The organism is Methanosarcina sp. Kolksee, from assembly GCF_000969945.1.
GTDB lineage: Archaea > Halobacteriota > Methanosarcinia > Methanosarcinales > Methanosarcinaceae > Methanosarcina > Methanosarcina vacuolata.
Map to the genome: position 1 here is coordinate 1,857,740 of NZ_CP009524.1, position 20,873 is coordinate 1,878,612.

General features: G+C 37.8%; 15 protein-coding genes and 3 pseudogenes. 10 read left to right on the forward strand and 8 right to left on the reverse strand.

What is annotated here, in order from left to right; all coding sequences use genetic code 11:
- The first annotated feature begins 820 nt into the window (after nucleotides 1-820).
- The 3 genes from MSKOL_RS07655 (at nucleotide 821) to MSKOL_RS07665 (ending at nucleotide 2,390) form a co-directional block, all read left to right on the forward strand.
- Nucleotides 821-1,462, forward strand: coding sequence for a hypothetical protein (locus MSKOL_RS07655; protein WP_231592531.1), 642 nt, complete (start codon nucleotides 821-823; stop codon nucleotides 1,460-1,462).
- Between the two features lie 193 nt (nucleotides 1,463-1,655).
- Nucleotides 1,656-1,832 (forward strand): hypothetical protein, encoded by a 177-nt coding sequence (locus MSKOL_RS19975; protein ID WP_156150999.1) that lies wholly within the window; start codon nucleotides 1,656-1,658, stop codon nucleotides 1,830-1,832.
- A 285-nt stretch (nucleotides 1,833-2,117) separates the two neighbouring features.
- Nucleotides 2,118-2,390 carry a hypothetical protein gene (locus MSKOL_RS07665; protein ID WP_048154913.1) on the forward strand — a complete coding sequence of 91 codons (273 nt, stop codon included), beginning with the start codon at nucleotides 2,118-2,120 and terminating at the stop codon, nucleotides 2,388-2,390.
- A gap of 559 nt (nucleotides 2,391-2,949) precedes the next feature.
- Here MSKOL_RS07665 and MSKOL_RS21005 read toward each other — a convergent pair.
- From MSKOL_RS21005 to MSKOL_RS07680, 3 genes and pseudogenes are all read right to left on the reverse strand, one after another.
- Nucleotides 2,950-3,226, reverse strand: a pseudogene (locus MSKOL_RS21005) (IS701 family transposase); the annotation flags it as partial.
- Between the two features lie 224 nt (nucleotides 3,227-3,450).
- Nucleotides 3,451-3,756, reverse strand: a complete 306-nt coding sequence (locus MSKOL_RS07675) for an MscL family protein (RefSeq protein WP_048119997.1) — start codon at nucleotides 3,754-3,756, stop codon at nucleotides 3,451-3,453.
- A 550-nt stretch (nucleotides 3,757-4,306) separates the two neighbouring features.
- Nucleotides 4,307-4,951, reverse strand: coding sequence for a hypothetical protein (locus MSKOL_RS07680; RefSeq protein ID WP_048154920.1), 645 nt, complete (start codon nucleotides 4,949-4,951; stop codon nucleotides 4,307-4,309).
- A 397-nt stretch (nucleotides 4,952-5,348) separates the two neighbouring features.
- Between MSKOL_RS07680 and MSKOL_RS19980 the strand changes: the two genes are divergently transcribed.
- Nucleotides 5,349-5,495, forward strand: a complete 147-nt coding sequence (locus MSKOL_RS19980; RefSeq protein ID WP_156151000.1) for a hypothetical protein — start codon at nucleotides 5,349-5,351, stop codon at nucleotides 5,493-5,495.
- 285 nt (nucleotides 5,496-5,780) lie between these two features.
- On the opposite strand, the gene MSKOL_RS07685 is transcribed toward MSKOL_RS19980, so the two are convergent.
- The 4 genes and pseudogenes from MSKOL_RS07685 to MSKOL_RS19240 all read right to left on the reverse strand — a co-directional run.
- On the reverse strand, nucleotides 5,781-7,010 hold the full coding sequence (locus MSKOL_RS07685; protein WP_048154923.1) for an acyltransferase: 1,230 nt from the start codon (nucleotides 7,008-7,010) through the stop codon (nucleotides 5,781-5,783).
- Nucleotides 7,011-7,644: 634 nt separating this feature from the next.
- Nucleotides 7,645-7,941 (reverse strand): hypothetical protein, encoded by a 297-nt coding sequence (locus MSKOL_RS07690; RefSeq protein ID WP_048120003.1) that lies wholly within the window; start codon nucleotides 7,939-7,941, stop codon nucleotides 7,645-7,647.
- Between the two features lie 302 nt (nucleotides 7,942-8,243).
- Nucleotides 8,244-8,672, reverse strand: a pseudogene (locus MSKOL_RS21600) (transposase); the annotation flags it as partial.
- 230 nt (nucleotides 8,673-8,902) lie between these two features.
- Nucleotides 8,903-9,124: pseudogene (locus MSKOL_RS19240) on the reverse strand (IS5/IS1182 family transposase); the annotation flags it as partial.
- Between the two features lie 233 nt (nucleotides 9,125-9,357).
- Between MSKOL_RS19240 and MSKOL_RS07700 the strand changes: the two are divergent.
- The 3 genes from MSKOL_RS07700 to MSKOL_RS07710 all read left to right on the forward strand — a co-directional run bounded on the left by MSKOL_RS07700 (nucleotide 9,358) and on the right by MSKOL_RS07710 (nucleotide 11,964).
- Nucleotides 9,358-10,080 carry a YoaK family protein gene (locus MSKOL_RS07700; RefSeq protein ID WP_048158227.1) on the forward strand — a complete coding sequence of 241 codons (723 nt, stop codon included), beginning with the start codon at nucleotides 9,358-9,360 and terminating at the stop codon, nucleotides 10,078-10,080.
- A 269-nt stretch (nucleotides 10,081-10,349) separates the two neighbouring features.
- The gene (locus MSKOL_RS07705) at nucleotides 10,350-11,141 is read left to right on the forward strand and encodes a 23S rRNA (uridine(2552)-2'-O)-methyltransferase (protein WP_048120010.1); all 792 of its coding nucleotides are present in this window, start codon (nucleotides 10,350-10,352) and stop codon (nucleotides 11,139-11,141) included.
- A gap of 175 nt (nucleotides 11,142-11,316) precedes the next feature.
- Complete coding sequence (locus MSKOL_RS07710; RefSeq protein ID WP_048154926.1) at nucleotides 11,317-11,964, forward strand: histidinol phosphate phosphatase domain-containing protein; 648 nt, start codon at nucleotides 11,317-11,319, stop codon at nucleotides 11,962-11,964.
- A 17-nt stretch (nucleotides 11,965-11,981) separates the two neighbouring features.
- On the opposite strand, the gene MSKOL_RS18730 is transcribed toward MSKOL_RS07710, so the two are convergent.
- Nucleotides 11,982-13,442 carry an Ig-like domain repeat protein gene (locus tag MSKOL_RS18730; protein WP_052725380.1) on the reverse strand — a complete coding sequence of 487 codons (1,461 nt, stop codon included), beginning with the start codon at nucleotides 13,440-13,442 and terminating at the stop codon, nucleotides 11,982-11,984.
- 1,187 nt (nucleotides 13,443-14,629) lie between these two features.
- Between MSKOL_RS18730 and MSKOL_RS07720 the strand changes: the two genes are divergently transcribed.
- From MSKOL_RS07720 to MSKOL_RS07730, 3 genes are all read left to right on the forward strand, one after another.
- Nucleotides 14,630-14,971, forward strand: coding sequence for a hypothetical protein (locus MSKOL_RS07720; protein WP_048154929.1), 342 nt, complete (start codon nucleotides 14,630-14,632; stop codon nucleotides 14,969-14,971).
- 386 nt (nucleotides 14,972-15,357) lie between these two features.
- Nucleotides 15,358-18,030, forward strand: coding sequence for a phosphoenolpyruvate synthase (locus MSKOL_RS07725; protein ID WP_048154933.1), 2,673 nt, complete (start codon nucleotides 15,358-15,360; stop codon nucleotides 18,028-18,030).
- A 782-nt stretch (nucleotides 18,031-18,812) separates the two neighbouring features.
- The gene (locus tag MSKOL_RS07730) at nucleotides 18,813-20,651 is read left to right on the forward strand and encodes a cation:proton antiporter (RefSeq protein WP_048120018.1); all 1,839 of its coding nucleotides are present in this window, start codon (nucleotides 18,813-18,815) and stop codon (nucleotides 20,649-20,651) included.
- The last annotated feature ends 222 nt before the right edge of the window (nucleotides 20,652-20,873 follow it).

The following is a 20,873-nucleotide window of genomic DNA, read 5'->3' on the forward strand; positions in this document are numbered from 1 at the left end:
ATTAGACCTAATAATTGTATTCGATGCTATTTAATATTATTTATAAATATAATTGCTTGTGTTAACAGAATAAGTTCAACAGAAAATTGTGGAAAGATAGTGCCTGAGAAGCTATGAAATGGTTTTTTCTATCACTGGTCTTTTTCCTAATCAGCACCAATTCAATACTGAATTTTAGCTTTTGTTCATTGTCTTTTCTGTTAGAATTTTTTTCCAGCGATCTGTTTGAAATTCTTTAACATGTGTTGATTTTTTATCCACACTGGCTTTATCCAAATCTGAATATATTTATGCATTAATAGTAAAATATAAAACAAAGATATGGAATTGTTCCAATTTTTTGAGTAAAAAACCTGAGTTTTAGACTGAAGAATACTGAAAGTTAAAAGAGGAAAAATTTCTTAGAGTATAATTTCTTAGAGTATAATTTTTAAGAGTATAATTTTTTAGAGTATAATTTTTTAGAGTATAATTTTTTAGAGTCTACTCACTGATGCATTATAGGTTTTAACCGCAGCAAATAGGTCTATGTTATACAAAAATTTTAGAGAATGAGAATATTATTCTAGGTGCTGTTCCTTCCAAAAAAGAAACTTGCTGTTCAGCCAGCGTTTTTATAAATATGACCATTTAATTCACTTAAGAAATTATGACGAAATTATGCTGAGAAAGCTAAAATGTCTTTTTTAAATACGCAGACTTTTATATTTAATGTATAATACTTTTTAGTGTAGTGTATATATGAATCAAGGTATAGAAGTCAATTATGAGAGAATCAAAGCATTAAAGCCTGAAAAATAGGAATAAAGCAGGTGATTGTTTGAAAACCGTCTTTGAAAACCATCGAAATCCTGATCTTGCAGGGAGCCGAAGGTTTTTAAAACTGATACAATATGAGCTGTTATCCCTCGCTATATGTGTCGGCCGTGCTGTCTCAAAAGTTCTCGATATTTGTGCCTTCCCTGAGCTTATGGATCATTTATGGCAAATTGTCAAAACTAATGCCCGGGACCTTACCACAATAGAAGAAAAGGAAGCTCGAAGCATATTTGGAGATAAAATTGATTACCAGAAGGTACATATCGACGAAGCTTCGTTTCTCGCTTGGTTAGGGACAAAGCTAAAGAGATGCTCAGGTATGGGGATTACAACTTTTCATACAATTAACTTCAATAGAAAGCTTAACACGGCAGCAGGCAGCTCCGATATGAAATGGCTTATACATGAATTAACTCATGTGGCGCAGATGGAACACACAGGTTCGCAATATCTGGTTGAAGCATTTCATGCTCAGGCAAGTGAAGGATATGCATATAGAGCTGGGGAAAAAAAGCATTTCCGTGAGTATAATCGCGAGCAGCAAGCTTGTATTGTTGCAGATTATTACATTTCACGCTTTTCGGGCGGCTCAACTGCAGATTATGATTCATATATTGCAGAACTGAGAGCTGGGGCTTTATAAACTTTAATAGAAAACATAATAGAACCCTTAGCTACTCTTGAGTTTTCCAATTAGTTTTCAAGCTGAATACATAATGGTATACATTTATTATTTAGTATCACTTGGACTCAAAACCGATTATTTCCTATGCTTCAAATGCCGTAATAAATCAAGAAGGTGAAGAGGAAAGAATCAATCACTGGGTAAATAAAAAGTGGAAAAAGAGTGGAAAATCGGTGGAGATATTTATATACCAATGAAAAAAACTCAAATTTCTATACGAGATTGGAAGGAAAAACAGGTAGGAATATATCTGAGAAACCGGAACATCAAAGATGAGACTTTTGATTATCAGTATAAAAAAAGAGCTGAATGTGAAAAGATACATTGACATATTAAGGGTACAGTAAAATTCGATATCAGAAAGGTAAGAAATCAGAGTAGAAAACAAAACTCTACTCTCTATTGAGTTTCATAGCATATCAATTACTGGTGTTGACAGAAATGCAAAATAAGGTTGGAGATAAGCATTTATTTGGGAAGTACTTTTAAAGAAATGGATATCAAATTAGATTAGAGGTTTTAAAAGCTAATTTGAGATCTTATTATGACAAATCTATTTGTTTGCGTATCTTCATAAACGATAAAGTACAATAATATTTTGGGGTGAATAACTATGCATAAATTAGTGAAAATAGTGGGCTGTATCTTAGCAGCAATAGGACTTGCCTGCGTTATAAAATATATAATGCATTGCAAAGAATGTTGCTGTTTGTCTGGTTGGCATAAAACAAAAGCAGAAGACGAAAAATCAACTGGTTCAACTGTATCGCATGGAATAAAAGTAGAGGATGAAAAACCAACTGGTTCAACTGTACAGCCTGAAACAAAAGTAGAGGATAAAAAATCAACTGGTTCAAGATACGGTTCTAATCCGATACATTATTGAATTCTACAGAATAATAATTGTACCAGTAACTTTTTTGCAAAAAAGCTTGACCAAAAATTTGACAGCTATATGTAGTATAGTTTACCGCAAGCTTTTTGCAAAAAAGATTGACCAAAACCAGTAGACATATGGAGAGTAATTAATAGCAAGCACGGTGATTCTCCTAATTTTTAAGAAGATCTGCATTCAGTAAGCTTGCCAAGAGTCACATGACTTTATGACTTTTATATTTTAACTCCCTCTCTAATTTCCCATTTAATTTTCATTGACTTGATAGTTTGTACCCTTTTGGGTGATCCTTTTCTCTTGACATTATTAAATTATCTATTGTTTGGAGCTGTTACTACATATTTCTTCCAATTGATTCCCTTTTTTGAATATTTTTGACTTGAAATTTTTGACTTGAAATTTTTGACTTGAAATTTTTGTTTTCTCATTATCCACTTTGATCAATGTGTAATTATTGAGACTGTCCTGCATTTTTACTTTCAAAATTGAATACTTGCCGGTAACCATGAAGAAAATTCAGTAAAATCCTACTCATATTTTTGTCAGGAACCCTCAATCTGCTTGCTCTTGCTCTTGCTCTCATATCATTATCCTGGTTCAATATTTTTGCAACCTATCCACCCCGCATTCAATATATTCAATGGATTATGAAACTTCATGATCAAAATGGCACCATGAAGTGAAATCTTATGAAATTTCATAAATGTTATCTTGTACGACAACAGAATAAGCATCGTAAGCATAATCAATGCCATCTGGTGATGCCATGCATTTCAGCTTCTCACTATGTATTCAGATAGTTCACAATATCCTTTTACAGTCAGAAAAAGGGATGTAAACCTTCAAACCATTCACGAAGCTAAATAATGCAACTGCCCAATAAGGTACAATGAAGTTTTTTTCTGCAATAATTACAGCGTGACTATATGTGATAGAGTCGCCAACAAATCTAGATGCCATCTCTGGCTCAATTCATCAGAGAAAAAAGTTCATTGAGTGGAAATTGAGGGACTTCCACTCAATTTGAAGAGGATACATTAATACTTTTAAATTACTTTTTTTCCACTTTTTCTTCTTTTAACACCATTTTTGCAATCATGAAGACCACGAATGCAATAATTACAAAATTTATCAGTTCTCCCAGAAAAGCCCCCCATCCCAGTACTATTGGCCCAATTTCTAGAGTTGCAGTTTTCCAGGCTCCTCCCGGCACAAAAAGTGTGATAATCGGCATTACGATATTATCCACAAGAGACTTTATAAGAGCCGTGGATGCGATACCCATAATGAAAGCAATTGCAAGTGGAATTACCTTGTATTCATAAAGAAAATCCTTAAACTCACTTAGAAGCCCCATATTACCCCTCTCAAACAGCGAAATGACATATGAAATAAAAATAATTATAAAATTATCACTGTTCAATCCATTTATTCTTTGCATCCTTTATTAATAAATTGTCCAGGAATGAATTTCATATTGAAGTTATGACTGAAAATCAGTTTAAGGAATTATTCGATTGCAAGTAACTGGTAAAAATCCAGGGTTTTGAAAGTTGGGAAAAATCGTCATCATTTGAGAGGACAAAAACAAACATAAAATGAGAGTTAACAGAATTAAAATTTACACTTATAGAGGGAAGTGCGCCAATTTTCTGGAAAATCACAAATGTTATGAAGTTATTGGGTAGAAAATTCCATGCCTGGCTCAACTCATTAGAGAAAAAAGTGTATAGAGGGGAAGGTGAGAGATTTCCACTCAATTTGAAGAGGACACGAATTTTTCCATTTTTTCAAATTTTTCAAATTTATTTTGGGAAAAGCCGGTCGTTTCCGCACGACCGGTGAGAGCCCGGGGTTCTGAGATCGATTTATTTCCAGCAGGGGTCACTGAAAAGATATTTCTGGTTTTACTCCTTTTTTTCCAGGCAGATAAGCTCTTCGGCGTATGGAAGCGTCTCTTTTATCCAGTCGCAGAACTCTCTCCACTCATCAAGCTTGTGGTAGCGGCGCTGGAAGTAAATGTTTCTGAGCTCAGCATAATTGGTTATAACGGTCCTTTTCTGCAGAAACGCACTCGGCAGGTCCTGGACGAGTTCCCTGAAAATCGCTTTCCTGTATGCGTTGTCCTCTTCACTATCTCCCTCACGGGATTTGTAGGCTTTGATAAGGTCGTTAAGGTGCCGGATCTGGTCGTTCCTGTAATCTGTCAGGGTGTCAAACGAAAAATCGTGAGGTGCGAGCTCCTTGCTGGTCAGCTTGTGCATTGTTGAGGTGGAGTTCTTTTCTACGAACTTGTAGGTGTCAAACTCTTTCCACCAGTAGAGAGGGGCAGTCAGGTCAAAACAGACCGTAATGAACCTTAAAAATTTACCGTGCTCGTTCCCTGCAAGAGTCAGGCGCTGGGCCAGGTTCAGGTCCTTTTCTCCGAGCTTGCAATTTCCTGCCTCATCAGGCTTACTGCTGTCCATAAGGTGCCAGGAGTTCATAGGGTTCCGCATGCCGAGAATGGCATAATAGATATTGTATGTACCGTGTAATTTCATCTTAATCATAAAAGCGCCTCTTAAACCCATTACGATAAGCAATTTATAAATTTGTTTGTTGTAAATTATTGTAAACGATTCATCAATCGAGGTGATAAGCAATTTATAAATCTATCCATGACAGATAAACTAACTCGTGTATACGGACTGATTTTTAACAAATGAAATGGTTTAAACGAATCGATTTATCTTGAAAAGCTAACTATTTTTAAAAAACTAACTATTTTTAAAAACTAACTATTTTTAAAAAGCTAACCATTTTTAAAAAGTTAACTATTTTTAAAAAACTAACCGACTTTAAAAACTGAAAAACTGAAAAACTGAAAAACTGAATTCAGTAGTTTAAGAAATAGCCATCGTTTTCCGGGGGGAAATTATTTAAGAAAAATAGGCGCCTTCTTAATCCATGCTTTATCCTTTCAAGTATAACCTTTCTGCAACATCTGGATATTTCTATTTGACAATGAGTAGTGACATTGTATATTATCAGTACGAGCCTGTTAACCTGGAAAAACTGGTAATCCCCTATAATAAGAAGGAAGAAACCTCGTAAATATGAAATCTCTTGATTTTGAGTCAATGTTTTTGAGACAAAACTTCGGGCTATTTTTTTCAAGCTCGTTATGGTCAGTTATTATCGAATCCGTATGGTTCACATATTTTAATTAGACCCAATGAATAAAAATAAATCAGGTATGCTCTTTTTCCACTTTAACCTCTATTTTTTCCAGGCTATTTCGTGACACTGCCTCTTGCGTGGAATCTCCGGATAAAGGAAAGTGGCTTTTTTCTCCGATCTTACATCCATAATTCTCATACCCGTACACGACTTTAAAAATTATTTAAATAGTTTGTTATATATTCCGAAAATCGTGCTTGAGATATGTTTTTGCTTTGTGTTCCCGGAGATGCTGGATATGAAAGGATCGACCACCCGGTTATAAAAGGTCTTTGATAGTTCTACGCCTGTCGTGTCGACGTACTTGTAAAACAGATAACTCAAGGGTATTATTAATAGCACAGACAAGAAACACGAAATAAAAGCAGCCATCCAGTATGGTAATATAGGGTGCAGTGCGAGGAATAGCGCGCAGGTGAAACTGCTTATTATCAGGAAATGTATCAGGTACAGCGAGTAGGATATTTTACCGAGAAACACTGGCACTGGAGAAGAAAAGACTTGTTGCAGCCGTCGGCTGTTCAATAGAACATACATTATCATTCCGGCACCCAGGATATGATACGTCAACTTTGGAATTTCAAAGAGGCCGTTATTGAGAAAACCGTACAATGAATCATTTGTCACGGTGCCTACAGGATACGAACCGAGAAACAGTCCTGAAAACAGTATAATATATAATATTATTTTGTTATCGGTTTTAAACACTGACTTTTTACTGTTAAATGTGTCTGCAAGCCCCATTCCTATTATAAAAGCAAAATAGTAGGAATTGAAGAAAAACACAGATGCAGCAAGGTAGAATGTCCATCGGTTACGTTTCATCCCGAACAGTATGGTCATTGCGAAAACAAGCATAGACCCATAAAATTCTGTTGTCATTGTCCATAAAACCGGGTTATAGGTGTCATCACCTGTAAAAAACGATCCCCACACCGCCTGCTTAACTGCATCGACAATGTCTGGCGTAAAAGTCCAGTAGTTGTCGTAGTTATTATTTCCGGAAACCGTTACGGTTTCAATATAGTAATGGAATACTCCAGTTGATGCCAGTAAAAAAGATAATATTGTTACTGCTAGCACCGGAACAAACAACCGGATATATCGGCGAACTGCGCCACTTACAATTATTTTTTTGTCTTTAGTTCTAAAGTATTTTTGAGTTAATACGTAGCCACTGAGAACAAAGAAGATACAGACCGAAAAATTCCCGGCACCAATTAATCCCAGTGGTGTACTCGAGAAAATCTGTTCAAGATTCCCCAGATGTGAAGGCATTCGATCACTATAAATCATCGCCGGGACTAATATGATGAAGAAATGCATTATCATCACATTAATCGCAGCTATACCGCGCAGCCCATCAAGATAGTTTATCTTCTCGTTCATACTTATTGCTCAAAGAGAATTTTATTCAAACAGAACCCATGAATTTCCATAACAAAACCGTATTTAATGACCGCATTTAATAAATGAAACTCAGCTCCAGCTTAATCGCGTAAGACCCTTAATTATTTTTTGATAAATCTCTCTCAAATAACGAGAACTGCAGATAAAATAAGTCTTTCCATTTGTTCCAGTTCCTTTTTTAATGGGTCTGTCTTTTGAATCTGAAGGGATTTTGGAAATAAGTATTGATGCTTAATATTGATGTTCAACACTAAATTCCAGATCAAGGCTTAAGGATTGGAAAAATCCTTTTATTTGCTTTATGTTTTCGGCTCTTCGCTATTACGTATGGATAAGATGATTTTCAACTCAAGACCGCATCGGTTTTCATAAGAATATTATGAGAATATCCACACAAAACAACGAAGAGCCATTTTCTAGCGTAAAAAGAATCTACTGAACATACAAGGTAAAGAGGATAATACTGGGAATCACTTATCATAGGAAATGTTTTCCCATATTGAATAAAAAATTTCGAAAACAGAATAAAAATTCAAAAATTTAAATAAAAATTCCGAAATGGATTCCTTCGAATCCAAACACTCTTTGTCTATTTTATTAAATATCGTAAACTTCAATCTTTCAGGATGGTACTTGTATCATCACAGTTAGCTATGAACACTCCATTGTCTAGGATGCCGCCTGGAACATTAATTATTCTGTCCTCTATCCAGATTCTGTAATTCTCAGAAATTAAACATCCTACCTCTTTTTGGAATATTGAAGAGTGTTTGAAGTAGTTCAATTTTACAGTATCTGGGGTTTCCTCATATAGTCCACATTCTTTAAACTTTTTATTTATATAGACGTCGAATGTACCATCATCGTGGAGAATAAAATGGGTTGTCTTATTGGTGTATTTTCTGGGCATAGGGATCACATTTTTAATACGTTAAGTTACATGAATTCATTTTTCAACTTCATTAAATGGGTTTTCTTTGAGTTTTTTTCTATTTCATATATATAATATTTTTGCATTGGCCATCGGTTAAGGATTCATATCGTCTCCTATCACTCTTTTTGAACCCAATTCTTTCATTTTTTATTCAAACCATTCATCTCTAAATCTTTCTCTGTATACATGCGGATCCAATGCTTGACTTTCATATACACCCATTATCATTTCAAAAATTCTTAGAATTCAACATATATGCAGAATTACTGTCAATAAATCTGATGTATTCTCTGCAAATATGGATCCGTATTTTTCCTTATTCTTGAAACAAAATATCCTCCATTTTCCTCAACCCTTGCAAACATTTGAGTTTTGTAAAAACCAGGATCAACAAGCAGAACACGATCTTTGATCCAGGGACTTATTTTTAATGTTTTGATCTCAGCTGTTTTTTCAGAATACAGGGCAACTGTTTTAGGTATGTTAGCAACTGCGCTTACCATAACTCTCACTTTTATGCCTGCAGCTATTGTTCTTGCTCTTGCTGCTGGAAACTTATCTGCTAAAGAAGAGTGGAGACGAACAATTGTACTGTCCTGAATGAGAACATCCTGGAAGGTTTCGAGTTTTTTACTAAGTTTTCTTCCAGGATCTTTTGCAAGCTTCTCTATGCCGTGAATAACACACTGACGAAGAAACTCAACAAGTTATGGAGTGATACGCCAAAACTCAGAGTTAAAACCCAAAAGGTGATGATAGGGTCAATTTTACGTTCACGTACATGAGAACAGCTTCTTTGGCAGTTTGCCTTAACCACTCTTCGGGAAACATTTTCCGAAGAGAGTTCAAGGGGATGGGAAACGAGGAGACATAGATCCAGAGATGATAATATTATTATAAAAGCATGTACAAGAGAGGGAATTTAGTGCTTAACCGATGACGCATGGATGTTTATCAGGTAACCCCTAAAATCAGATTTTTTGAAGAAGTCTTGGATGATAGGCAGGGCAACCTTCTTCAGAGTAATTGGATTCAATTGCGTTAATATCAACAACATCAAAAAGATCATTTATTACTCTGGAAATGTGGCCTTCAGGGATAAAATCTTCCAGATTAAGTGGAGTAAAAATTGCTGCTTTTGATCGTACTTTTTGAACACAGGAAACACTAAAACTAATTTTTCTTAAAAAGTATATTTTTTATTTGATATATATATTTAAGGAAGATATATATTGTGATTTTTATTACCCAAATGTACAACTAAGAGTGGCTTTGGGACAGCCTGTAGTAATCATTTTTAAAAATTGATTCTGTTTTATAAAAAGGTTTAAATATTACTATGAGTAAGGCTCATTACTATTTAATAGGGTTCTTTGAATTCGAATGATAAAGATGTTAACATTGAAATACGAAAGAAAAGAAAGAAAAATAAGTTTATGTAATTTCACTTCTGAGTCGGTGGAGCTTGGGATACTTCTTGCAATTGTAGGGGGATTTCTTGATGCTTATACATTCGTTGGAAGAGGCGGGGTTTTCGCCAATGCCCAGACTGGAAACGTCGTGCTTATGGGCATAGAAGCTGCAACAGGAGAATGGGGGCAGGCAGTGCTTCATGCTGTACCTATTCTGGCATTCATGGTCGGAGTAGTAGTTGCCGAGATGATTAAAAAGCCTTCAATGCGCCTGTTTATAACAGATTCCGAAAAAGCAGTTTTAATTCTTGAAACTGTAGTCCTTTTTATCGTAGGCTTTATACCTTACACAAGCCCAAATATCATTGTAACAGTTGCTGTTTCGTTTGTTTCTTCGGTTCAGATATCTTCATTTCGCAAACTCATTGGTTCTACATATAGTACAACAATGGTTACAGGAAATTTACGTTCAGCTACACAGGAAGCGTATATTGCTTTCACGAAAAAAGACAATGAATCGGCTCGTAGAACCGTTCGATATTCTACAATTAACCTTTCGTTTCTAGCAGGAGCTATTTTAGGAGGGTTGCTTACATCATTTATTGGTGTTAAAGCCATATGGATACCTGTTATTGTGCTGATATGCTCTGTACTTTTATTCAGTAACGAGCGTAAGGATCAGAAGGCTAACATTGAAATCTAAGACTCAGTGAATTAGTAATAGTAGATTGGTGAACCACTGAAAACAAATCCTGAAATTCATGACAGTGAGAGCAGTAAAGGCTATAGCAGTAACAGATAGAGTAATGAGTCACTTACAATATATGTAGTGGTTCTTGACAAAGATTAGTGAATTCGTGACAAAAATCAGTAATTGACAAAGATTAGTGAATTCGTGATAAAAATCAGTAAATTACTTACAAAAAAGCTTTTGCGTAATCTATATCAGCTTTCAGTGCAGGGAAGGTAGCAATGGCAAGAGATAGAAGAGATTATTATTATCACCAGGCAAAAGAGGAAGGATACCGGTCCAGGGCTTCCTTCAAGCTCAAGCAGATTAACGAAAGACACCATATTATCAATCGGGGAGACTCGGTTGTTGATCTGGGTGCAGCCCCAGGCGGATGGCTCCAGGTTGCAAAGGAACTGTCTGGAGGGAAGGTCCTTGGTGTGGATCTTCAGAGAATTGTGCCTATTGAAGGCGTCGAGACCATTCAGGGCAATATAAATGCAGAATCAACCATACAGAAGATTATTAAGACTGTAGGGGCAAAAGGAGCTGATGTGGTACTTTGTGACGCAGCCCCTAACCTGTCCGGAAACTGGTCTTATGACCATGCAAGGTCAATCGAGCTTGCAACTTCAGCCCTGGAATGCGCAAAAAAAATTCTCAAGCCCAAAGGGAATTTCGTTGTGAAGGTTTTCCAGGGAGATATGTTTAACGATTACATGCAGAAGGTAAGGGATAATTTTGTCCGGACAATGGCTTATTCTCCGAAAGCCTCGCGGTCCCAGAGTGCTGAAATCTACGTTATCGGAAAGAAATTCCTTACAGCTCCACTCCGCAAAGGAAACAAATTCGTTGTGGATATCGAAAAGCTGGGCTCAAGTGGAGACGGGGCTGTGCTCATTGAAGGGTTTGTTGTCTTCGTAAAGGAAGTTGAAGTCGGAGAAAAAGTCAGGATCAAAATAACGGATGTAAAGCCCAACTTCGCTTTTGCCGATGTCGCAGAGAGGCTTGGAAAAACCGAAACACCTGAGTAATTTTATTAGACATATCAGTTAACACAAGCTATATAATTTAGCAAGAACCTATATATTTAAGTAGTTAAATACCCCGCTTAACTATTAAATATATTGGTTAATTGAATTAGCAGTTAGTAAAATTAATAAGAGTCTACCCCGATTTTAAAAAACACTTTCAAACACGGTGATCCGGTTGATTGATCTTCACACTCACACAATTTTCAGTGACGGGGAACTGATCCCCAGCGAACTTGTCAGACGGGCGGTTATTCACGGCTATGAGGCTATTGCACTTACCGACCATGCTGATTACACTAATCTTGAACAGCTTATCGAAGCGGGACAGAAAGCAAAATACCTTGAAAGTGAATGGGATATCCGCGTTCTAACCGGGGTTGAACTGACACATGTGCCGCCACGGAAAATTGCCCCTCTTGCAAAGAAATCAAAAGAGCTGGGTGCAGAAATTGTGGTCGTGCACGGGGAGACCACCTCCGAGCCAGTTGCTCCCGGAACAAACGCAGCATCTGTTGCCTGTGAATATGTGGACATCCTGGCCCACCCGGGCCTGATCTCCGAGGAAGATGTCGAGACCGCTAAAGAGAACAATGTCTGCCTTGAGATTACAGCCAGGAACGGGCACAATCGGACAAACGGCCATGTCGCCAGGCTTGCTCTTGAGATTGGTGCAACGCTTCTTGTAAATACCGACACACATGCCCCTGAAGACCTTATCACCGATGAAACTGCCATGAAAATCGCAATGGGGGCCGGGCTTACCGAGGCAAGAGCAAGAGAAGCGCTAAAAGCGTCAGCAAAAAAGGTAGCAGAAATGGTCTAATTTTTTCGATTAGAATCTCAAGATAAATATTTATCTTGTATGATGACTACTATAATGCCTCCAATCACGGTAGCAATAATACTACTAACTAGTGGATTTTGAGATATTGTGGCAAGTATGCCTTTAAATGGAGAATTATTCATAGGACTAGACTGCTGTTCTAAGCCAGGCTCTAGAACTGTTAGAATGAGGGGAGGGGATGTGCTTGATTTGAAGCTATTATCACCGCTATATTCTGCTGTAATGGAATGTAGGCCAGTTGAAAGTGATGAAGTCATTAAAGTTGCCTGTCCGGAAGTTACATTTCCGTTTCCTATCTGTGTGGTTCCATCCATAAATGTAACTATGCCTGATGGCTTTCTTGTTCCTTGTAAAGGTGCATCAACTATAGAAATAAGCTTTATTTGCTGCCCAAATTTATATTGATCGATTGAAGAACTTAAAGTAGTAGTGGTATCTAACACCGTTAGTGGACGAATATGTGTAAGCCCTAAGGCAACTGGAATGCTTTCCACATTCACTGTGTCTACAACCTTGTTTGTGGCTGTGTCAATTACAGAGACAGTGTTGCTGCCGGCATTCCCCACATATACCTTTGTTCCATCCGGAGTGACTGCAACTCCATTAGGAGCGTCCCCTACAGCCACAATGGCTGTAACCTTGTTTGTGGCTGTATCAATTACAGAAATAGTATTGCTGCCGGCATTTCCCACATAAACTTTTGCTTCATCCAGACTGACTGAAACTCCGTAAGGACCGTCTCCTACGTCCACAGTAGCTGTAACAGTGCTGGTAGCCGTATCAATTACAGAGACAGTGTTGCTGCCGAAGTTTGTCACATATATCTTTGTACCTTTAGGGTTTATTTCTATTCCACAAGGGCGATTTCCTACGATCACCGTAGCTGTAACAGTGTTTGTGGCCGTATCAATTACAGAAACAGTATTGTCACCGGTGTTTTCCACATAAACCTTTGTTCCATCTGGACTGATTATAACTCCATTAGGAGCAATTCCTACAGGCACAGTGGCTTTAATAGTGTTCGTGATTGCATCAATAACAGAGACGGTATTGTCACCCGCATTAGCCACATATACTTTTGTTCCTGCAGGGTTGACTGCAACTCCTTCAGGATTGTTTCCTACATCCACCGTGGCTGTAACCATATCTGTGGCAATGTCAATTATAGAAACATTTTTGCTGCCTTGGTTAGTCACATACACTTTTGTTTCGGCCGGATTGACAGCAATTCCAATAGGAGAAGTTCCTACTTTCACTGTGGCTGTAACAATGTTTGTAGCTATGTCAATTACAGAGACAGTGTTGCTACCGAAATTCGTGACATATACACATGTATTCGACGTTGGAGAGATATTTTGTTCAGTGGCTATTGAGTTAGTAGATGAGACGATAACTACAAATAAAAGAAGGACAGTTGGGGCTAAAAAAATTGAATGTAATTTTTCCTTCTTTTTCATTTATCTTTCATCCATACTTTACAGTATTTTTGTTTACTGAAGGAGCTGATCCCAAAACGCAAAATTGCTTCTCTGAATATCGTATTCTGGATTATCAATAAGAACTTCTGATCCTGAAAAATAATTCTGAAACTCTTATTGATGTGGGAATAAAATTGTTTTTGGGATGAGCTCAAGATATAGTATAATACCTGATTATGCAAAGAATTATTAAATTCTTCCTTTTTAATCAGGAACTCGCAAAAAATTGTTGTATGCTGAAATGATTTCGCAGACTCAAAACCATTTGGAAGTCTAATTTATAATACAACAGCAGGCAACACAAAAGGTTAAACGTTGAATAAATTCCAATTCCATTTTGGTATTGTGGAATGATTAAGTAAAAGAAACAAATTCAAAGTTGGAGTAAAAATAATGGGTTACTTGTACACGATATACAACTATAATAATATATATTTAAAAAGTGAACTAATTTTGGGATAATAAAGCAAAACTTGATTTAATTTGCGGTATTGCTGCTGATATTACAACTCCAGAGCATGATTTTTCCAGTACACAGCTTGACCTTAGTAATCAATTTGTAATTAAGTCAATTAAAGTGTTAATTGTTAGAGACTTTGGTAATACAGCTTATATTGATGTTTAGAGATTGTTATATTGATGTTTAGGGGTTGTAAAGTTTGGAATTCAGTCGTATGTAAAATTTAACGATTGGAGTCCAAAATCCAGAGCTCAATTAGTTGCTTACAAGAGATCTAAAAAAGTAATTTCGAGTTTTGGGATCAGCTTATTAAATAAGAAAAATAATTGTTAAATCCGCGCTAGATATTTTAAACAAGAAATAAATTGAACAGAAAAATATTAAAGAAAGAAATGAATATTGGCAAATATAAAAAGGTTTTTTATTGTTTGTGGCATTTTCTTTTCGAAAAGTAAATGCTATATGAAATATGTAGCGTACTTTATAGTAAAACTCTCGGTCTTCTATTTAGCTGAATTTTCAATATTTTAGGAGGAGGTTTCACCTCAAAGGATCTAACTGTTTATATTATGTAAAATGTTAGATCTGGATTTGCAGTAAACTTCCAAACCCCCAGAATTGGATTACTGGTATTGAAAATTCAGGACTTACAGATACAACCCCTTGAGATTGAGAGTTAAAGTTCGAGAATATCTGAGGTACTATAATGAAAAAAATGAGTTTTTTAGTGATCGGCTTGCTACTTATGTCAATAGTAGCCATGTCAGGATGTGCTGATAACAAGACATCTGACAATACTGCCCCTGCAGAAGAGAATGCAGACAATATGTCAGCTAATACTACTATGCCTCCAGGAGAAGACGCAGGCCAGATGCCAGCTGACAACGCTACCATGCCCCCTGAAGGTGCTCCAGGTAACATGTCCGGCAATGGATCCATGCCTCAAGGTGCTCCAGGTAACATGTCCGGTAACGGTTCCATGCCTCAAGGCGCCCCAGGTAACATGTCAATGCCTCCTCAGGCAGGAAATGCAAGCAATATGTCATAATTTAACCAGTTGGAACATGGCTTTCAAACTGGTCAAACAAGGCTGAGGGTAATTGGTTAGATAACAACTTTACTACCTTTGCCTTAACCTTTTTTATTACTTTTAAACTCATACCTTCAATTCATCCTGCTCGACTTCAACTCAGCAAGGATATTTTCCTACAACCGTATTGATGTAATCTGTTTCTTGCGGTATATTGATTTGATCTCTTTTGCGGTGTCAACGTTACATCTTTTGACGCAAAATGGAGTAGTGGGAGAATACTCATTTTGCAGGATTGAGCAATAACTCAAGGATAAGACCCGCATAGTCCTATATTATAAAAGCGTATAATATAAAAATCAAGATTTCATTTTTCGAGGTGTATTAGCATTAACGTTTATGTAATGCACTTTAATGAAGTCGACAGGACAAATTTGCCTGAAATCGGGGGAAAAGGTGCTAATCTGGGAGAAATGGTCAAAGCAGGATTTCCTGTTCCGCCGGGTTTTTGCATTACAACGTCGGCTTACTGTGATTTTATTGCAGCAAGCAATGAGATGGACAAATTTTTTGATTTGCTTGACCAGTTGAAACTGGATCAACCGGACGAAATTAGCAGGCTGGGAAAACTGATCAGGGACCATTTACTAACCATCCCCATATCCCAAACAATCAAATTCTCTATCCTTGATGCATGGAAAATAGTGGGTGAAGAAAAGGCTTATGCCGTTCGGTCCAGCGCCACAGCCGAAGATTTGCCGACTGCCTCTTTTGCCGGCCAGCAGGAAACCTATTTGAACGTAAAAGGGATGAATCAACTCCTTCAGGCTGTGCGGGAATGCTGGAGTTCTCTATTTGCCGACAGGGCAATTATCTACCGAATTAAACATGGATTTGGCCACCGTTCTGTCTATTTATCCATAGTGGTGCAGCAAATGATATTTCCGGAGGTTTCCGGGCTTATGTTTACCGTGGACCCTGTCACCGGGCACAGGAATACTATTTCCATTGATGCCAGCTTCGGGCTGGGTGAAGCTCTTGTCTCAGGAATTGTTTCAGCCGACTCTTATCAGGTCCGCGAGAACCAGATTGTCAAAAAGCAAATCGCAGAAAAGAAGAAAGCTGTTTATCCGGTCACAGAAGGAGGAACAGTAACCAGAGAACTTGCTCCTGAACTCCAGAACAAGCAGGCTCTATCCGATGATAAAATTCTGGAACTGGCCCAACTTGGTCAAAGGATAGAAAAACACTACTGCTCAGAGCAGGACATCGAGTGGTGTCTGGCAGGGAACAAGTTCTATATCTTACAGAGCCGTCCTATCACTACTCTTTATCCGATTCCTAAAGTACATGACAATAAACTTCACGTATTTTTGTCTATTGCTCACCTGCAAATGATGACAGATGCCATGAAACCTATGGGGATTTCTGTTTTTTGGGAGATATTTCCCTTTGGAAAAAACTCCGTACCCTTTCCCAATTCAGTGATCGTGGAAGCGGGAGGAAGGCTTTTTTATGACGTTACCCCTCTTTTGTACAGTAAAGCTCTTCGGCGGTATTTTATCTGGAGAATTGCTATTGTAGACGAACTAATGAGAGATGCCCTGGAAAAAATAGTATCAAGCGAGATATTTCAACAAGAAGCAAAAGCAAACAAAGATACAACGAAACAGGTTTTTAAATTATTCAAACCGCTTCTTCCGCTCTATTTAAAGGGTATCCCGATTATTGTTAACAATTTATTTTTCCTCGATCCCTCCGGCATCATTGAGCGAGCTACAGCTCCACCGGAAGAGATAATCAATAAGCATAGGCACAGCATTATGCAGGCCTCAGGGATAGAGCGAATTAAAAGAGTTCAGGAAAGTATGGGCAAGTTGCTACAGGAACTGATTGGCAGCATGATGTACGTACCGTTACCATTCATTGTCCTGCCCATTGCCAGCCGGTTGACCAGACTATGGCTGGATGAGAACCTTGATGTTGATACGCTGAATAAATCCCTGCCTGGTAACGTGACAGGTGAGATGGGGTTAATGATTGGGGATCTGGCCGATACCGCACGAAAATATCCTGAAGTGGTAGATTTTCTGGAAAAATCGGAAGACAGCACTTTCTATCAGGACACTTTCTATCAGGGACTTAGTAAAGTAAAGGGCGGAGATATATTCGGGACCGAACTGGAAAGGTTCATGGAACTGTATGGCATGCGCTGCCCGGGTGAAATCGATATTTCAAACGTTCGATGGTGGGAAGCCCCTACCCTTCTTGTTCCGTCCATTATAAACCATATTAAAAGCAATGCTCCGGGTGAGCACCGAAACCGGTTCAGACAGGGCAGAAAAGAAGCGCAGGAAGTCGTACAAAAACTTATGGAAAGTATTAGCAACACCCCTGCCGGAAGCCTCAAAGCAAGACTAATGTCCAGGCTTCTTTCCATTTACCGAAATTCCACAGGCTTGCGTGAGTTTCCCAAGTATGTTATTGTTCGATTTTTTGATATCTATCGCCAGGCTATCCTGGCAGAGGCCCTGGCTTTACATCAGAGAGGAATTTTGGAAAAAGAAGAGGATGTATTTTATTTATATCTCGATGAACTGGTTGCATTGCTAGAAAATCATTTTAGTGAGGACCTGACGCGGTTTATAGACTCCCGTAAAAAAGCCTGCGAGCAGTACCAGAAAATGACCCCTCCCAGGGTTATGACCAGCGAAGGAGAAGTTATTACAGGTGTTAGGATCGATATTGAGGCTCCAATAGGGGCTTTAATCGGGACTCCTGTTTCCGCCGGGGTTGCGGAAGGGTACGTAAAGGTTATCCTCAGACCCGAAGCCGCAAAGCTGAAAAAAGGGGATATTTTAGTAGCGCCTTTTACCGATCCTGGCTGGACTCCACTGTTTTATTCCGTTGAAGCCCTGGTGGTCGAGGTTGGGGGTATGATGACACATGGTTCAGTAATTGCGCGAGAGTATGGTATTCCTGCGGTTGTCGGTATCGAAAATGCAACCAAAATCTTAAAAGACGGCCAGTACGTCCGCGTTGATGGTACCAGGGGTTTTGTACAGATCCTTAAGTGAAATAAATCTTAATCAGGCACTTCAAAAAGGGCAGGATAATTACCTTCAAAAAGGGCAGGATAATTACCTTCAAAAAGGGCAGGATAATTCTATTTTTTAAGGCAGGAAGTTCTTCATCTCATTTTATACCATAAGGTGTTTTCACCTTAGAAGGTAGAAAGCTTGTCGATTGATAAAACATAAACTTCTATAAGGTTAGCTCTTTCAAGGTTAGCTCTCAAGGTTAACTCCTTCAAAGTGTTTCCACCAGATGGGTGGAACAGGTCATGACTGTTTTAGAGTAGAGGGAGTCTCAGACTCTTCTGTTTTCAGAATTACTAACGAGCTGGACGAAAATTACTAAAAAGCTGGAAGAAAATTACAAAAGAGCTGGAAGAAAATTACAAAAGAGCTGGACGAAAATCAGTATTAAGACCGGCAATTTCAATACTCATTGATATATATGAAGACTGGATTACTGGAAAAATGTATATACTAATGGAGCCAGTAATGGATCAATAATCAAAAAAATACTAAGGGGTACAGAGCAAATTATACAGAAAAAATAAGCATATTGCTGAAAAATATCTTCTACTGCTCAGGATTTAACTTTAGTGTTACTCTCAGGAGTTATCATATTTTTTTTGGACCTGAACTCTGGCTGATCACAGGTACGAGATCTTAGGTACGATATCTTAAGATGTATGCCTTGAACTTTTCATAATTCAACAATTCAATTCACATTAAATATTTTAATTAAATATTTTAATCAAAAAGTTCATTTATTAGTAGGGAAGCCCTAAATGATCGAACCTATATTTTTGATGGAAATAATTGTTGCCTTGCTCGTTCTATCCATGCTGGCACAGGTCCTTACTCACTATTTTCAGATACCTTTTATAATCTTTCTTTTTATTGAAGGAATAATAGTAGGACCTGAAGTTCTAAACCTCTTAAACCCGGCTCTTTACTCCGATGTGCTAAGTGCTATCGTTTCGATCTGCGTGTCTGTGATAGTCTTTGACGGAGGATTCCAGATCGACTGGAAGCACATGAGAGGAGTTAAAAAAAGTGTTATTAAATTAAGTACATTAGGAGTTTTTATCACTTTTATCGGGATAACCATACTGACACATCTTCTTATAAATATCCCTATTCCAATTGCTGCTCTTTTTGGAGCTCTTGTTACTGCAACTGGTCCCAGTGTTGTCGGTCCAATAATCAGGAACATAGGGATTTGCCATAGGGTTGCCAAAATCCTGGAATTTGAGAGTGTCTTAAATGATGCTGTAAGTGTAATCCTAACTGCACTGGTTTTTGAAGGGATCACAGCTGAGATTTCCGGAACTGGTGCAGTAATTTTTATGCTGCAAAGGGTTGGGATGGGGTTAATTATAGGGGGCTTATGTGGGTTTATTCTACGCTGGTTTTTTACCAGAGGCATATCCATTGGCAAACAGCCTGCAAGGTTGTTCACTCTCACTTTTATCTTTGCTTGCTATGTATTGTCAGAAACTATAGGCAATGAGTCGGGGATTCTTGCAGTGGCTGTCTTTGGGATTATTATGGGATCTACCGAATTTCCCCAGAAGAAGATGATAGAAGAATTCAATAATAATCTAGCGGTTTTAATGATCTCTCTGATTTTCATCTTGCTTGCAGCAATGCTCAAGTTCTGGTACATCATGGAGATCGGGCTAAAAGGGATTGCCCTGGTCTTGCTTATAGCATTATTTGTCCGTCCTGTAGCTGTATTTATCTCGATGCGGAGTTCAAAAATAAGTACTAAAGAAAAAATGTTCATATCTTTTGTGGGGCCAAGGGGAGTAGTTCCTACCTCGATTGCAACTTATTTTGCAATTAAACTGGATGAAATGGGGATTGCAGGAGGCCAAACTATTGTAGGACTGGTCTTCTTGACCGTTATTATTACTGTTTTCCTGACAGGTAGTATGTCAAAAAAAGTAGCTCAGATACTGGAGATAATTCCTATGGAAATTTTGATTATTGGAGGAGGAAAAATAGGCCGTATCCTTGCCGAAAGGTTTGATAACAGAGGAGAAAATGTGTCAGTTATAGACATCTCGGAAGAGGAATGTAACAAATGCAGGGAATTAGGAATCAGGACTGTTCAGGGTAATGCAGCAGATATAGCTATTCTGAAAAAAGCCGGGATTGAAAATGCCAAATATGTAGTTGTAACTACAAAAAAGGATGATGCAAATCTTCTTTTTTGTCAGATTGCAAAGGCAAAGTTTGGGTTTAAGGGAGAACAATTAATTGTTAGGGTAAATTACGTAGAAAATCTCCAGGCATTCTGGGATCTCGGAATTCGAGCGATGAGCACTACAATGACAACTGCTGCGGTCATGGAAAATATGATTGGCGGTAATGACCTATTTTCGATGTGTGAAATCGGAAATAGGGGCAATATTATGGAAGTTAAGGTTACCAATCCAAAAGTCGTGGGAAAAACTATAAAGGAAATAAATTTTCCAGAAAAAAGCCTCATGGTTATGATACAACGGGGAAGCGAATCGATTATCGCATATAGCAGCTTGAAACTTGAATATAACGATATTGCAACGATTATTGCTGATAAGAGTTCAGGTAAGTATGTTTCTGATATTCTGTTTAAATAAGTTCACGCAAGGTTTTTGATATTCTGTTTAAATAAGTTTAAGCAAGGTTTCAAAATATGGCATTGGTAATCGGTTAAGGAATTTTCTTGCCTGAAAACATCGATTTTACATTAGAAGCCGGCCTTAAATTTTGGCCTATTTACATAAAATCGATACCCGACTCCAGCTCGTGATTTCTTTAAATATTTGGTAAATGTTGAGGAAATTGACGCAATTTGTCAT

What these genes read in the sequence shown, in the direction of transcription:
- MSKOL_RS07665 (WP_048154913.1), top strand. Translation starts at nt 2,118, where the DNA reads ATGCATAAATTAGTGAAAATAGTGGGCTGTATCTTAGCAGCAATAGGA.
- MSKOL_RS07675 (WP_048119997.1), bottom strand. Translation starts at nt 3,756, where the DNA reads ATGGGGCTTCTAAGTGAGTTTAAGGATTTTCTTTATGAATACAAGGTA.
- MSKOL_RS07680 (WP_048154920.1), bottom strand. Translation starts at nt 4,951, where the DNA reads ATGATTAAGATGAAATTACACGGTACATACAATATCTATTATGCCATT.
- MSKOL_RS19980 (WP_156151000.1), top strand. Translation starts at nt 5,349, where the DNA reads ATGCTTTATCCTTTCAAGTATAACCTTTCTGCAACATCTGGATATTTC.
- MSKOL_RS07685 (WP_048154923.1), bottom strand. Translation starts at nt 7,010, where the DNA reads ATGAACGAGAAGATAAACTATCTTGATGGGCTGCGCGGTATAGCTGCG.
- MSKOL_RS07690 (WP_048120003.1), bottom strand. Translation starts at nt 7,941, where the DNA reads ATGCCCAGAAAATACACCAATAAGACAACCCATTTTATTCTCCACGAT.
- MSKOL_RS07700 (WP_048158227.1), top strand. Translation starts at nt 9,358, where the DNA reads ATGTTAACATTGAAATACGAAAGAAAAGAAAGAAAAATAAGTTTATGT.
- MSKOL_RS07705 (WP_048120010.1), top strand. Translation starts at nt 10,350, where the DNA reads ATGGCAAGAGATAGAAGAGATTATTATTATCACCAGGCAAAAGAGGAA.
- MSKOL_RS18730 (WP_052725380.1), bottom strand. Translation starts at nt 13,442, where the DNA reads ATGAAAAAGAAGGAAAAATTACATTCAATTTTTTTAGCCCCAACTGTC.
- MSKOL_RS07720 (WP_048154929.1), top strand. Translation starts at nt 14,630, where the DNA reads ATGAAAAAAATGAGTTTTTTAGTGATCGGCTTGCTACTTATGTCAATA.
- MSKOL_RS07725 (WP_048154933.1), top strand. Translation starts at nt 15,358, where the DNA reads ATGCACTTTAATGAAGTCGACAGGACAAATTTGCCTGAAATCGGGGGA.
- MSKOL_RS07730 (WP_048120018.1), top strand. Translation starts at nt 18,813, where the DNA reads ATGATCGAACCTATATTTTTGATGGAAATAATTGTTGCCTTGCTCGTT.